Origin of the sequence: Winogradskyella eximia (assembly GCF_003386165.1) — a bacterium.
Taxonomy (GTDB): domain Bacteria; phylum Bacteroidota; class Bacteroidia; order Flavobacteriales; family Flavobacteriaceae; genus Winogradskyella; species Winogradskyella eximia.
Window position 1 is genome coordinate 238327 of the sequence record NZ_QRDV01000006.1, and the last position, 14202, is coordinate 252528.

The following is a 14202-nucleotide window of genomic DNA, read 5'->3' on the forward strand; positions in this document are numbered from 1 at the left end:
TTGTTTTAAATATTGGGTCAAGTGTAGTGAAAATATTGGAAAAAAAATAATTTTTTACCGATAAAACGATTAAAAACATCGATTATCTACAGGTTTACTGTTTTTTCTCACAGAATTTATAGTTAGAGCAATTAAATTGAGTTGATTATTTTTGTAAAAAAAAAGCGTTTGTATCAATATCCTATTCTTAATCAAGACATAAAATATAAGTCTACTTTAATTACCATTAAACGTGAAGATTTAATTCATCCTTTTATATCAGGAAATAAGTTTCGTAAGTTAAAGTATAATATAGAGGAGGCTAAAGCAACAAATGCGAACGCTTTACTTACGTATGGAGGAGCTTATTCTAATCATATTGCAGCTGTTGCTTATGCCGGAAAAGCTTATGGTATAGATACTATTGGTGTAATAAGGGGAGAAGAACTTGGGTTAAAAGAAGATTTAAACCCAACCTTGCGTTTTGCTAAAGAGCATGGGATGCATTTAGAATTTGTGTCTAGGGAAGATTATAGGAAGAAAACAGAGGTTGACTTTGTAGATCGCTTAAGGCAGAATTTTGGTGGTTTTTATTTGTTACCCGAAGGTGGTACTAATGCATTAGCGGTTAAAGGTTGTGAAGAGATTTTACAGCCAAAGGATGAAAACTACAACTATATCTGCTGTGCAGTAGGTACCGGAGGTACTATTGCAGGTTTGATAAATGCCTCTAAAGCGTCTCAAGAAGTTTTGGGTTTTCCTGCTTTAAAAGGTGATTTTTTACAACAAGATATTCGTAAATTTGCAAATCAAGAAAACTGGAAGTTAATTACAGATTATCATTTTGGTGGTTATGGTAAAATAAAGCCAGAATTAATTGCGTTTGTTAATAGGTTTAAAGCCGATTATAATATTCCATTAGATCCTATTTACACAGGTAAGATGCTCTTTGGGATATTTGATTTAATAGATAAAGGGTTTTTTCCTAAAGACACAAAAATACTTGCAATTCATACAGGAGGCTTACAAGGTATTGCAGGAGCCAATGAGATACTGCAGCGAAAAAAAATGCCTCTAATTGATATTTAAAAAAATAAACAGATATAGATACATGAAATTTCGATTTATAATAGTTTTAATAGTATTGTCTGCATGGAGTTGTGGTCCTAAAAAAGGGATTGTAACAAAGCGAGGGACGACAAAAACGGAAAGAACAAACACCGAAAAAAAGGTTGTCGTTACTAACAAAACGGAAGAGAAGACTCAGGATGTTAGTGAAAAACCCGTAGTAAAAACCAACGGTTCACAAGATGCTGTTGAGGAGTATGTTAATGTATATGCTGAGATTGCTAAAAATAATATGCGTCATCATAAAATACCGGCAAGTATTACACTTGCTCAAGGTGTGTTAGAATCTGGTGTTGGTCGTGGTCGCTTAGCGGTTAAGGCTAATAATCATTTTGGGATAAAATGCCATGGTTGGAAAGGTGCTAAAATTTACCACGATGATGATCGCTCACAAGAGTGTTTTAGAAAATATAATAAGGCTGAAATGTCTTATGAAGATCACTCAAAGTTTTTAACAGGTAGAAGTCGTTATGCTAGTTTATTTGATTTAAGACCTAATGATTATAAAGGTTGGGCAAAAGGGTTAAGAGCAGCTGGTTATGCAACCGATAGAAAATATCCGCAAAAATTAATTAGTTTAATTGAACGTTACCAACTGTATAAGTATGATGAAGAAGTTATTAATGGCACAACAAATACAGTTAGAAAATCTACTACAATTATAGAAGGTAGGAAGAAGTCTACTTCAAAAAAGCATATTGTAGCAGAAGGAGATACGTTATACTCACTGTCTAGATTATACAAAACAACAGTTGATGCAATTAAAGCTGAAAACAATTTAAAATCAAATGGCTTAACTATAGGTCAGCAACTTATTATTCCAAATTAATTTATGTTATATCAAAGAAGTAGTGCATTGTTTAAAGATGCGCAAGCTGTAATTCCGGGAGGTGTAAACTCACCAGTAAGAGCCTTCAGTGCTGTTGGTGGCACACCTATTTTTGCTAAATCTGCAAAAGGTGCTTATGTGTATGATGAAGATGGTAACCGATTTATAGATTATATTAATTCTTGGGGACCAATGTTATTAGGTCATGCGTTTCCTCCAGTTGTAGATGCTGTTATTGAAAAGGCAAAGCAAGGCACATCTTTTGGGATGCCAACAGCTATTGAAACAGAAATTGCAGAATTAGCAGTTTCTATGGTGCCAAATATTGATAAGATTCGTTTTGTAAATAGCGGAACGGAAGCTTGTATGAGTGCTATCCGTTTAGCAAGAGGATTTACTAAAAGAGATAAAATAATAAAGTTTGCTGGTTGTTATCATGGTCATAGCGATTCGTTTTTAATTGCAGCAGGTAGTGGAGCTATCACTTTTGGTACACCAAACAGTCCTGGAGTTACGGAAGGAACTGCAAAGGATACTTTGTTGGCACGCTATAACGATATTGCTAATGTAAAGGAATTGGTTGACGCTAATAAAGGTGCAATTGCAGCCATTATTATTGAGCCAGTTGCAGGTAATATGGGTTGTATTCCTCCTGTGGATGGTTTTTTAGAAAGTTTAAGAACGATATGTGATGCCAACGATATCTTACTGATTTTTGATGAGGTGATGACGGGTTTTAGACTGGCAAAAGGTGGAGTACAAGAACTTAAAGGAGTAGATGCAGATATTGTTTGTTTTGGTAAAGTTGTTGGAGGAGGATTGCCAGTTGGTGCCTTTGCTGCGAGAAATGAAATAATGAATTATTTAGCTCCATTGGGTCCTGTGTATCAAGCCGGAACTTTAAGTGGAAATCCTTTAGCGATGGCTGCAGGTTTAGCAATGCTAAAAGCAGTGCATACAGATAGTGGTTTAATGAATAGGCTAGAGGAGAAGACTAAATACCTTCATCAAGGTATTACCGATGCATTAGCTAAAAATAATGTAACACATACTATAAATAGAATAGGTTCTATGATATCTGTGCATTTTGCGGAAGAAGCAGTTGTGGATTTTGAATCTGCTGCGAAAGGAAATAACGATACCTTTAAGAAATTCTTTCATGGTATGTTAAATGAAGGTATTTATATTGCCCCAAGTGCTTTTGAGACTTGGTTTATTACTGATGCTTTAACCTATCAAGATTTAAATGAAACTATTGCAGCTGTAGAACAGATTGCTAAAACATTGTAATAAAAAAAAGCCTCGCTAATTGCGAGGCTTTTTTTATTTAGTTTTCTGCTACAATTAATTTGTATTGTGCGTATTGTTCGTCTGTTAAAACACTTTTAACTTTATCGTCTAATTGCTTTTCAAGTTTAAGCTCATCTTCTTTGTTGGTGGTAGCACTTGCTGCTAATGCAACTTTGCCTTGTCCATAAGTTTTTAATGCGTTATAGATTTCATCGCGTTGATCATCTCCAAACTTTAATTGTTTTCTTAATGCTTCTGTTTTTGTAGAAGCTTCTGCGTTTATTTCTTTCTGAATTTCTAATTTACTGCTTTGTGCAACCACAGATTGGCTACCTAAAAACAATGCAAATGCAAACAAACATAGCGTAATTACCTTTTTCATTATGGACTATTTAATTATTTATTGGTTACTAAAGTAACAATTTTATTCAATAAAATAAAAAAGTATCGACTAAGCGATACTTTTTATTGTAAAAAAAATTAAATTAATCTCTTTTATTATGTTTTCTTTCTTGGTTTTCACCACGTTTTCCTCTTTTTTTATGTTCTCTAGGCTTCATTTTTTCAAACTTAGCATATTGTTCTGCCGTTAAAATGGTTTTCATTTCACGCTTCATTTCAATTTGCGCGTCTAATCTTAGGTTTTGTCTTTGTAACATGTCCTCTTTAGATGGTCTTTCTCTTTTTTCACCATCTGCAGGTTTGTTTGCTTTTCTAGCTGCTTGTCTAGTTTCCGCCTGATCTAAAATTAACTTATGTACCTTTTTTTGTTGAGCATCTGTAAGATCTAATTTAAGTGTTAACTTTTTAGATTTTAAATCTGCTATGTCATTAGGATTCATGTCCTGTCTTAATTCAGAAGTATTATTTCTGTCCATCTTTCTGTGTTCCTTTTTCTGTGCAAAACCATTTAAGGTTACAAGAGCTAGGGCGATAATTACTAATTTTTTCATGTGTCTGTTGTTTTAACATTATACTATCTTAGACAAGAGATGTTTTAAAACGTTTAATAGTAAATCTATTTTTAACATGAAATTTAACATTAGCTTTCAATGAGTTGAAGTGTGGTTTGGTAAAGGTTGCCGTGTTCTGTCTTGTTTTTTAGCCAAGCGTAGAAGCTAATAACAAAAATATCTTCTTCTCTAATTGTAACCCATTCAAAAGCGGTTTCTAATTGGTTTTTAAAAGCCTCTTTAGACATTCGTTCTGGTTTTAAATAATACAGTTCTGCAAATTTTAGAAAGGTGAGAATTCTGGTTTGGCCAATGTCTTTAAGGTATTTGGTATAGCGACGTCTAAAGCCTTTTAATCGTGAATTGAATAACTCGTCTTCTTGAAGTTCAATGTATAAGAGCAGTTCTGCAACATTCTTTTTTATCACCCAATCGATTCCTGCTTTTTCTATATACCACTGGTCTGTATGGTGAAGTTTTGCTGAAATTGATTTAGCTTTTACAAAGTTTTCTTTCTGAAAATAAAACATAAAACAAGATAAACGCAGGTCTAATAATGTTTCTGAGTCGTTATGCTTTGTTGCTATTACACTTTCTATTAAAGTGATTGCTTTATCTTGGTTATTGCTGTAGTTTAAGTTTAGTGCTTCAACCAGTGTTTTCTTTAATTTAAAGGCTTTGTGATAGGCACTCTTCTTTAACAACATGAGTTGCTCCATTTCCTTTATATAATGTAGAGAAGCTTCAAATTTTTTGTTTCTAAAAAGGGTATTGGCAATGATGTAGACAATTTCAATTTGGTAAAAGAGTTGTTTGTCGGTTTCTTTTTTCTGTTTAAGAAGGTCGTAACTATTCATTACAAAGCTTTCAATGGTGTAGTATTTTTTGGTTACTAAAGCAGAAATATTGGCGATAGCTAAAATCTGATATAAAGATTTAAATGAAAGTGACGAATTAATTTCAATATGATGTGCTTTTAGTAGGCGTCCTAACTCAGATTCAAAATCGATAACGTTTCCTTGGTAGCTCACTTCATTTAACATCGCTTTTAATTTTGCGTATACTATATTAAGTCGATCTTCTAATTGGTGTTTTTTCTGATTTTCTTTTTGTTTTAAAATTAATGCATCTAGGTCAATTTTTGAATGGTTGGAAGCGTATTGAATTTTGGTATGGTAAATTTCATTTAGAATAGGGAACAGGAAGTGCTCATCTGCCAAGCGTTCTGCTTTGTCTAAAATTTTGTAAGCAATGCTAAATTTATTTTGAAGTAAAAATGTGCGAGATGCTAAAATGTATTTAACAATCTGCATGTCTAAAGAGTTCTCATCTTCAAGGTTTTTATTGGCTGTAAAATCTATCAAGGACTGAAATAGCCGTTTTCTAAGTGCGTGATAAGCGTTGCTTTTTTCTACTCCATATAAGCGTTTGCAAATTACTTTAGAATCTTCATTAGAATTGGCAAGCGATTTAAACAACTGAATGTTTTTGGTATCTTTTCTTTTATTCTTTTGCTGAAGGTAATTGACGAATTTATTATGGTCTTCGGTACTTAAGGTGTTTATAATTGATTTTATTTCTATCATTAATTCGTCAGTATATTTTTATTATAATCACTAAATATAGTTATTTATAAGCTTTAGGTATTAATTATATCGTCAGTTTTATTGAAAATCTGATTTTTTTAACCAGCTCTTGTGTCCGAGATTTGCGTCATAATCATTAAAACAAAGAATTATGAATTATCAAACCACAGTGTCTTTAAAAGACGAAGAAAACGTAAAATCAAGAAAGAAAGAAAAGAAGGTATATAACCACAAGCCAACTCCTGCATTTATTGGTGCATCATGGTCTGCTTTACTTATAGGTATGGTTGCTTATTGTGTAGGACTTTGGAATGCAACTATGGAGCTCAACGAAAAAGGCTATTATTTTACCATTCTATTATTTGGATTGTTCTCTGTAATCTCTGTGCAAAAAGCAGTTAGAGATAAACTTGAAAATATTCAGGTCACAGATATGTATTATGGAATTAGTTGGTTCACTTCTGTAGCAGCCATTGTTTTGTTGTCTATAGGGCTTTGGAATGCCGATTTAGAATTAAGTGAAAAAGGATTCTATGCTATGTCTTTTACCTTAAGTTTGTTTTCTGCAATTGCAGTGCAGAAAAACACAAGAGATGTTGCTTATATTAATAACGAACTAATATTAGAAGAAGACGAAGATTAGTTTTGATGAAGGGTTAGCTAGTAACCCAAAACCTCGCAATCCGTAATGGTATTGCGAGGTTTTAAATACTTATTAGTTGAACTAAATTTTTTAATTATGAAATCAAAACTGCATAATGATGTAACAGAATTGCTAGAAAATAAAGTTATTTCTGATACTGTAGCGCACCAGATTTTAGCTTATTATGATGCTAAAGAGACTCAGAAATCTAATCCATTATTTACCATTTTTGGGATATTAGGATCGGCACTAGTGGGTTTAGGTATTATTTTAATATTGGCTCATAATTGGGATGATTTTTCAAGGGCTACAAAAACGATGTTTGCATTTTTGCCTTTAATTTTTGGGCAATGCGTTGCAGGTTACGCTATTCTTAAAAAGAAAAGTCAAGCATGGAAAGAATCTTCAGGAACTTTTCTCTTTTTTGCTATAGGAGCTTCTATTGCTTTAGTTAGTCAGGTTTATAATATACCAGGTGATTTAAGTCGTTTTTTATTGACATGGATTGTACTAGGTCTGCCTTTAATTTATGTGCTTAATTCTAAAGCTGTAGCTATGTTAGTTATTGGGTTTTCTACGTATTATGCCTGTGAATATGGTTATAGTTTTGGTTACGGAAATACATCTCCTTGGCTATATTTTGTACTCATTTTAGGTACGATTCCGTTTTATATTACAGCGCTTAAAAATAGACCTAAAGCGAATACTACCGGAATTTTAAATTGGTTATACACCATAAGTTTGATTGTAGTATTAGGGGCTTTTATTGATTCTAATTGGTCATTAGGGTTTTTAATGTATGCCATGTTATTTGGTTTTTTCTATAATATGGGGAAATTACCAATCTTTAAAAATCAACAATTAAGACGTAATAGTTTTACTGTTTTAGGTTCTTTAGGAACCGTGATTTTACTATTGATACTTTCATTTAATGTTGTTTGGGAAGAAATTCACCAAAAGTTAATAGTATTTAATAGTCAAGAAATGATGATGTCATTAGTGCTAATGGTAATTGCTTTGGCACTGTTGGTATATACTAAAATAGGTAAAAGGCAATCGGAATTCAATATGTTTCAATATGTGTTTATTATATTTTTAATTGTGTTTATAGTAGGTAGTGAAAATGCACAACTAGCAACCGTTTTTACAAATATTATCTTGTTAATTTTAGGTGTTTTTGCTATTAAAATAGGAGCTGACACTTCAAGATTTAGTGTGCTTAATTATGGACTTTTAATTATTTCTTCAACTATTATATGTCGCTTTTTCGATGTAGATATGAGTTTTGTTCTAAGAGGAATTTTGTTTGTGCTCGTAGGACTTGGATTTTTCTCTGCAAATTATATTATGCTTAAAAAACAGAAAGAAAAAAACAACAACCTTTAAAATTAAACTTATGAAAACCATACATATATTTATCATATTTATTGCTGTTGCGTTACTTCAGTTATTGGTGCCAGCAAAAATGATTTATGACAAAGAATCTGTTTTAATAACAGGAACTGTTTACAAATTTAAAACACAACCCATCGATCCTAATGATCCATTTAGAGGGAAGTATGTAACGTTAGGTTATGAATTAACTACTGCTGAAAGCTTTGATTCTACCATTCAAAATAGGGATAGAGTGTTACTTTATCTTGAAAAAGATAGTTTAGGGTTTGCTAAGGTGAAAAGCGTGAGTAAAACAGATCTTAAAATGGGAACTGATTTTATAGAAGTTGAAGTAGATTACTATAATATCAATGCAAATAGAGTGCATTTTAATTTACCATTTGATCGTTATTATATGGAAGAATCAAAGGCAAAACCAGCAGAAGATATATATAGAAAATTCAGTAGAAGAAACGATACAAATAATCAAACGTATGCTTTGGTAGCTGTTAAAAATGGAGATGCTGTTTTAAAAGATGTATATATCAATGATAAATCTATTCATTATTATATTGAAAATGAGGAGAAATGATTCATTCGTTTATCATAAAATCAAATAAACCAATAAATAAAAAAGAAGGCTTCAAAATGAATTGAAGCCTTCTTTATATTTGGTATTAAATTTAGATTACTTAGGATCTAAAATAAGATTAATACGCTCAATAGCATCTGCAATATGTATTCTACTCATAGTGTCTGCACCACGAGCCGATCGTAATTGGCTACGTAACGTTTTTAGCTCAGCTCTAACAACTGCTCTAATATCAGATTGGCTAGTGTTTACAGCTGTCATTTTAACGTAAGGACTTCTAGATCTTCCGCTTTGATCTTTAGCTGTCATTAAATACTCTAGTCTATCAATATGTGCACGTTGTAAATTACGTCTGTAAGTATCAATTTTCTTTCCAGTACGTAGTTCACTCCAAATACCTTTGCGTAAATCGCTCATCATATCTGGTAACGCATAAGCTTTATTATCATAAGTATATGCTTCCGTTAAACGTTGCATTTTACCTAAGCTCATAATGTTATTAAGAGTTCTCGCTTGTAAACCTCTTACACGCTCTACAGAACCAGCGAATTCGATACGGTCAAAAATGTTTTTATCAATTAACCATTCTGGAGTATCAAATAAATTCTCTTGAATAAATTTCATAGCTTCTTTTTGGTGTGCTTTAGGAACCGCTGTATAAACAGCACCTTCTTGATCAGAAGTTTTGTAATACTCGTAAACTCCACCAATGTTATTAGAAACGTGTCCCATATAACGGTTAAATTGAGAAATTACATGACCATACATTTCTTCTAAATCATCATAACCTTCACCAGCTTCAGTGGTCCATTCAATTAGGTTTGGTACAATTCGTTTTAAATTCTTAATACCATATTCACTAGCTAACATAGCATCATCTCCTAAATCTTCAGTTTGAGAACTAGGATCTACAACATCACCAGCTTGTTGATGTCCAAAACGATACATAGGATCACCAGCATGTTCCATAATCCATTGATTAAGAATTGGCTTTTCTTCTTCTGCAGTTTTATCTAAAATAGGTCTGTAACCCCAAGCAATAGCATACTTATCGTAAGTTCCAATGTCTGGCATTAAGGCAACACCTTCGTCTCCTGGTTGTGCTATGTAATTAAAACGTGCATAATCCATAATAGATGGAGCAGTACCATATTTTTTAGTGAATTCTGCATCACGTAATTTCTCAACAGGATAAGCAACACTACTTCCCATGTTGTGAGGTAAACCTAATGTGTGACCAACTTCATGAGATGATACAAAACGAATTAAACGTCCCATAACTTCATCTTTAAACTGTGGGCTTTGAGCATCTGGATTAATAGCTGCTGTTTGTACAAAGAACCATCCACGTAGCAATGACATTACATTATGGTACCAGTTGATATCGCTTTCTAAAATTTCACCTGTTCTTGGGTCACTTACGTGTGGACCATTTGCATTAGGAATAGGAGATGCTAAATAACGTACTACTGAATAACGTGCATCTTCTGGGCTCCATTCTGGATCTTCTTCAACTGTTGGTGGATCTTTAGCTATAATAGCATCTTTGAAGCCTGCAGCTTCAAAAGCTATTTGCCAATCTTCTATACCTTGCTTAAGGTATTTTCTCCATTTTTCAGGTGTAGCTCTATCTATGTAATAAACGATTTGCTTTTTAGGCACTACTAATTCACCTCGCTTAAATTTCTCAATATCTTCATCCTTAACTTCTAGTCTCCAACGGTCTAAAAATTCTAATGATTTACTTTTTTGTTCTTCTAAACCATAATCCGTTTGATTACTTGTAAACCAGCCTACACGCTCATCAAAATAACGACGCTTCATAGGTACTTCTGGTAATAAAATCATAGAATTGTTGATCTCAATAGATATGGCACCTGTATTAGAATTTGATGGTGGTTGTCCTGAAGCATACGTTTTTACAGTACGCGATTCAATATTTGTTGGATAAGACTTGATCGTTTCAATATATGATAACTGAGCATCTAAACGTGAAATTTTATATTGCTGTCTTGCACGTTGTGGAAAACCTAATGGCTTAACATCTTTTGCAAACAAATCTGTAACATCAATAACTGTGTTTGAAGAATCTTTACTGAATGCTCTAATTGGAAAAGAAGCAATTACAGGTTCAAAGTTAGAGTTTTTTACAGCTTCATGTACAGGTAAAGAATCTGCGGCAACAACTTCGTACGATACCATACGTAACAATACTTTTTTGTCTTTCTTTTCCCAACGTAATACTTGTTCGCTTAATTTTCCTCCACCAAATCCAAGACCTGATGCAGTTTTAGCTATACGAGTTACCATAAGCATTTCTCTATTAAAAAGAGAATCTGGTATTTCGTAATAAAATTTGTCATCTACTGTATGCACTGTAAATAACCCTTCGTCACTTTTGGCATCTTTAGTGATGACTTTGTTATAAGGTTGTGGATCATTTTTTCCAGGCTTTTTTGCTGGAGGTTTGGCCATTGCTGTGGCATCTTTTGATTTTCCAGCTTTTTTTGCAGTAGAGCAAGAAAATGCTAGAAATGCGGAAACTACTAGGAGTAGTTTAAGGGGTACGTGTTTCAAATTAGTCGGTTTTTATTAAATTTTGTTGAAAATACGGATTATAGTAATAATCTGATAAATTTAAAACCGAATTTAGTATTTTTTTAACGTGATTATTAAAAGGTATTCATGTACTCTTGGATGAGGTCTAATCCCTCTACATGTCTCATGGTTGTGCCAATATAAGGCATACTTATTCCATCTAAATAAAAAGAAACTCTATAATCAATTAATACGCTTTGTTCTGGGATGTTACTTTCTTCTAAAGGAGTCTCGAGTGCGAGATTTAAGGTAGATTGATCAGCACACGATCCGCCAGGAATATGACAATGCGCACAGTTAATATCCATATATGCTCTTACTCTAGTTTCTAATGGAAGAGATGTGTCTTGCCAATTCGCTAGACTTCTTACAGAAGCACTATTTGATAAGCCTGTTAAAGTTTGATTGGCTATAAATTGCTCTAATTGATTAACACCATTAATTTCAAAATTCATAGATCTTAATTTAGGACCTATTGGTATAATATTACCATTATTACTATGGCAAGTAAAACAATCTGTGTTAGAAGGAATTTGAAAAGTTGAAGAGTTACTGTTGCCTTCGATGTCAATCCATGTTACAGGCAATGTACTTCCTTCTAGATCTAAAACAGCATCTGTCTGTTCGCTGTTCCATTTGTAATCACCAGTTTCCCATAGGCCATTGAGTTTAATTAAAACTCGGGTTTCAATAATTGTTTTTCCTAAAGATAAATCACGGTCATCAATGTTAAAATAAAAGGTTTTGGCAATGACAGTATTGTCAGGAAATATAGGTAATCCATCTCCGTCATATGCCATACTAGTTCCTTCTGGTAAGGCAATAAGACGTTGTTTGTGAGCATAGTCTGAAAACAATCTAGTATTAAGGTCGTACTCAAATGCTTTTGATGTAATAATTAATTCATTCAAATTACCTGAAAACAAATTCAACTCAGATAAGTTGGTTTTAAACTCGGCAGCTACATTTGGTACTGAAGTTGTAAAACTATACACATTAGAATATAAACTTAAATTATTGGGTCCACAGCTTGTTTGAATATAGACATCGTAAGTTGTGTTAGCCATTAAATTAGTGAGTTCAGCATCTGTGTCTGATTCAGAAATTGTTGTTCCGCTACCTAATGCAAATCCTGAAATTCCATATTCTATTGTGTATTCTACAGAAGCATCAACGGCATTCCATGTGATTACGGCAGAATTACTGGTAATTGTATTTGAGGATATGTTAGTGGTACTATCACAAACAGCGATAAGATCATCTGAGTCATCAGAGCAAGAAAAAACGGTTAATACAGTTAAACATAAGATAAATAACTTTTTCATAATAAATGGTGTGTTTCTTTAAACATAGCAGTTGTGAAAATACTAAAAATGTAGCAATTATTTAGTTTTTACTTTTTTTGGATTTTGATTTGCATAAAAAAAGGAACTATCTCTCGATAATTCCTTAGTTTAAATTAATTATATGTTGTAGTGCTTAAACTAACTCTACAAACAATCCGTCATCAGTTTTTTCAACCTTAGTCAATCCATGTTTGCTCAAGCCTTTTATGCCTTTGTCCCAGCCTTTGTTACTTAAACCAGATTTCGATTTTAAAACGGTTAAATCCATTCGTTTTTCAACTTTAAGAACTTCTAAAATCGCTTTTTCATTGTCACTAAGATCTACCTTTTTCTTCTCTGGTCGCATTTGAGGGAAGAATAATACTTCTTGAATACTTTGATTGTTAGTTAAAAACATAATTAAGCGGTCCATACCAATGCCCATACCAGATGTTGGAGGCATGCCGTATTCTAAAGCACGTAAAAAATCGTGATCTATAAATTCGGTTGCTTCGTCATCCCCTTTTTGAGCTAATTTTAATTGGTGTTCAAAACGCTCGCGTTGGTCAATTGGGTCATTTAATTCTGAATATGCATTCGCAACTTCTTTACCACAAACCATGAGTTCAAAACGCTCTGTTAATTCAGGGTTTTCTCTATGTTCTTTACATAACGGACTCATTTCCTTTGGATAGTCGGTAATGAATGTTGGTTGAATATAATTCCCTTCACATTTTTCACCAAAAATCTCATCAATTAGCTTTCCTTTACCCATGGTGTCATCGACTTCAATATGCATGCCTTTTGCAGCAGCTCTTATTTCGTCTTCAGACTTATTATAAATATCAAAACCTGTGAATTCTAAAATAGAATCGCGCATGGTAATACGCTTATATGGTGCTTTAAAGTTTATTTTATGTTCTCCAAATGTTGCTTCAGACGTTCCGTTTACAGCAATAGCACAGTGTTCTAATAATTTCTCACAGAAATCCATCATCCAGTTGTAATCTTTGTATGATACATAGATTTCCATGGCTGTAAATTCAGGATTGTGGGTTCTGTCCATACCTTCATTTCTGAAGTTTTTAGAAAACTCATAAACACCATCAAAACCACCAACGATTAATCGTTTTAAATATAACTCGTTAGCAATTCTCATATACAATGGAATGTCTAAACTGTTGTGGTGAGTTGTAAATGGACGTGCAGCAGCTCCACCAGGAATAGGTTGTAAAACAGGTGTTTCTACTTCAAAATAACCAGCATTATTAAAAAACTGACGCATCGCATTAAAAAGTTTAGTACGTTTTACAAATACTTCTTTTACATGTGGATTTACAACTAAATCTGCATAACGTTGTCTGTAACGCATTTCTGGATCTGTAAACGCATCATACGTTTTACCATCCTTTTGCTTAGGTATTGGTAAGGGCTTTAAAGCTTTACTTAATAATTTAAAGTCTTTTACCATTACGGTCTTTTCTCCAACCTGAGTAGTGAAAAGCGTACCTTCTATACCAACAAAATCACCTAAATCGAGTAATTTTTTGAAGACATCATTGTATAGTGATTTGTCTTCTCCTGTACATATTTCGTCTCTATTAAAATAGACTTGAATACGACCTTCGCTATCTTGCAATTGAGCAAAAGATGCTTTTCCTTGAATGTTAATTGCCATTAAACGACCAGCAATAATCACCTGTTTACCTTCTTCAAAGTCAGATTTTATCTGTTTAGAAGTATGATTAACGGGAAATAAATCCGCTGGATAAGGGTTAATCCCTAAAGCTCTAAGCTTTTCTAACTTTTGGCGTCTTACCAATTCTTGTTCTGAAAGTTGCATTCTTATTTATTTTTATTGGCTTATTTGTTTTTTAAATAAGCAGACGCAAAATTACACTTTTT

The 14202-nt window shown here is 33.0% G+C and carries 12 protein-coding genes; 6 read left to right on the forward strand and 6 right to left on the reverse strand.

Going from position 1 to position 14202, the window contains the following annotated elements; all coding sequences use genetic code 11:
• Positions 1-141: 141 nt before the first annotated feature.
• From DFQ10_RS13570 to hemL, 3 genes are read left to right on the forward strand one after another with little or no spacing between them, the layout of a single operon-like run.
• Positions 142-1068, forward strand: coding sequence for a 1-aminocyclopropane-1-carboxylate deaminase/D-cysteine desulfhydrase (locus DFQ10_RS13570; protein WP_394347249.1), 927 nt, complete (start codon positions 142-144; stop codon positions 1066-1068).
• Between the two features lie 22 nt (positions 1069-1090).
• Positions 1091-1936 carry a glucosaminidase domain-containing protein gene (locus DFQ10_RS13575; RefSeq protein WP_115817973.1) on the forward strand — a complete coding sequence of 282 codons (846 nt, stop codon included), beginning with the start codon at positions 1091-1093 and terminating at the stop codon, positions 1934-1936.
• A 3-nt stretch (positions 1937-1939) separates the two neighbouring features.
• Positions 1940-3226 carry a glutamate-1-semialdehyde 2,1-aminomutase gene (hemL, locus tag DFQ10_RS13580; RefSeq protein WP_115817974.1) on the forward strand — a complete coding sequence of 429 codons (1287 nt, stop codon included), beginning with the start codon at positions 1940-1942 and terminating at the stop codon, positions 3224-3226.
• Positions 3227-3263: 37 nt separating this feature from the next.
• On the opposite strand, the gene DFQ10_RS13585 is transcribed toward hemL, so the two are convergent.
• The 3 genes from DFQ10_RS13585 to DFQ10_RS13595 all read right to left on the reverse strand — a co-directional run bounded on the left by DFQ10_RS13585 (position 3264) and on the right by DFQ10_RS13595 (position 5765).
• Complete coding sequence (locus tag DFQ10_RS13585) at positions 3264-3608, reverse strand: hypothetical protein (RefSeq protein ID WP_115817975.1); 345 nt, start codon at positions 3606-3608, stop codon at positions 3264-3266.
• Positions 3609-3711: 103 nt separating this feature from the next.
• On the reverse strand, positions 3712-4179 hold the full coding sequence (locus DFQ10_RS13590) for a hypothetical protein (RefSeq protein ID WP_147299225.1): 468 nt from the start codon (positions 4177-4179) through the stop codon (positions 3712-3714).
• An 89-nt stretch (positions 4180-4268) separates the two neighbouring features.
• Positions 4269-5765 carry a hypothetical protein gene (locus DFQ10_RS13595; RefSeq protein ID WP_115817977.1) on the reverse strand — a complete coding sequence of 499 codons (1497 nt, stop codon included), beginning with the start codon at positions 5763-5765 and terminating at the stop codon, positions 4269-4271.
• Between the two features lie 151 nt (positions 5766-5916).
• Here DFQ10_RS13595 and yiaA point away from each other — a divergent pair, with 151 nt between their 5' ends.
• From yiaA to DFQ10_RS13610, 3 genes are all read left to right on the forward strand, one after another.
• Complete coding sequence (gene yiaA, locus DFQ10_RS13600; RefSeq protein WP_115817978.1) at positions 5917-6408, forward strand: inner membrane protein YiaA; 492 nt, start codon at positions 5917-5919, stop codon at positions 6406-6408.
• A gap of 96 nt (positions 6409-6504) precedes the next feature.
• The gene (locus tag DFQ10_RS13605) at positions 6505-7794 is read left to right on the forward strand and encodes a DUF2157 domain-containing protein (RefSeq protein ID WP_181897638.1); all 1290 of its coding nucleotides are present in this window, start codon (positions 6505-6507) and stop codon (positions 7792-7794) included.
• Positions 7795-7804: 10 nt separating this feature from the next.
• Positions 7805-8374 carry a GDYXXLXY domain-containing protein gene (locus DFQ10_RS13610; protein WP_115817980.1) on the forward strand — a complete coding sequence of 190 codons (570 nt, stop codon included), beginning with the start codon at positions 7805-7807 and terminating at the stop codon, positions 8372-8374.
• A gap of 96 nt (positions 8375-8470) precedes the next feature.
• On the opposite strand, the gene DFQ10_RS13615 is transcribed toward DFQ10_RS13610, so the two are convergent.
• The 3 genes from DFQ10_RS13615 to lysS all read right to left on the reverse strand — a co-directional run bounded on the left by DFQ10_RS13615 (position 8471) and on the right by lysS (position 14140).
• Complete coding sequence (locus DFQ10_RS13615) at positions 8471-10951, reverse strand: zinc-dependent metalloprotease (protein ID WP_245940715.1); 2481 nt, start codon at positions 10949-10951, stop codon at positions 8471-8473.
• A 95-nt stretch (positions 10952-11046) separates the two neighbouring features.
• Complete coding sequence (locus tag DFQ10_RS13620) at positions 11047-12297, reverse strand: fibronectin type III domain-containing protein (protein WP_245940716.1); 1251 nt, start codon at positions 12295-12297, stop codon at positions 11047-11049.
• Positions 12298-12451: 154 nt separating this feature from the next.
• A complete protein-coding gene (lysS, locus tag DFQ10_RS13625; protein WP_115817981.1) occupies positions 12452-14140 on the reverse strand; it encodes a lysine--tRNA ligase in 1689 nt (562 codons plus the stop codon).
• Between the last annotated feature and the right edge of the window lie 62 nt (positions 14141-14202).

Coding starts and splice junctions, on each gene's coding strand:
- DFQ10_RS13620 (WP_245940716.1), bottom strand. CDS start 12,297: ATGAAAAAGTTATTTATCTTATGTTTAACTGTATTAACCGTTTTTTCT.
- DFQ10_RS13605 (WP_181897638.1), top strand. CDS start 6,505: ATGAAATCAAAACTGCATAATGATGTAACAGAATTGCTAGAAAATAAA.
- DFQ10_RS13610 (WP_115817980.1), top strand. CDS start 7,805: ATGAAAACCATACATATATTTATCATATTTATTGCTGTTGCGTTACTT.
- DFQ10_RS13595 (WP_115817977.1), bottom strand. CDS start 5,765: ATGATAGAAATAAAATCAATTATAAACACCTTAAGTACCGAAGACCAT.
- DFQ10_RS13585 (WP_115817975.1), bottom strand. CDS start 3,608: ATGAAAAAGGTAATTACGCTATGTTTGTTTGCATTTGCATTGTTTTTA.
- hemL (WP_115817974.1), top strand. CDS start 1,940: ATGTTATATCAAAGAAGTAGTGCATTGTTTAAAGATGCGCAAGCTGTA.
- DFQ10_RS13575 (WP_115817973.1), top strand. CDS start 1,091: ATGAAATTTCGATTTATAATAGTTTTAATAGTATTGTCTGCATGGAGT.
- lysS (WP_115817981.1), bottom strand. CDS start 14,140: ATGCAACTTTCAGAACAAGAATTGGTAAGACGCCAAAAGTTAGAAAAG.
- DFQ10_RS13590 (WP_147299225.1), bottom strand. CDS start 4,179: ATGAAAAAATTAGTAATTATCGCCCTAGCTCTTGTAACCTTAAATGGT.
- yiaA (WP_115817978.1), top strand. CDS start 5,917: ATGAATTATCAAACCACAGTGTCTTTAAAAGACGAAGAAAACGTAAAA.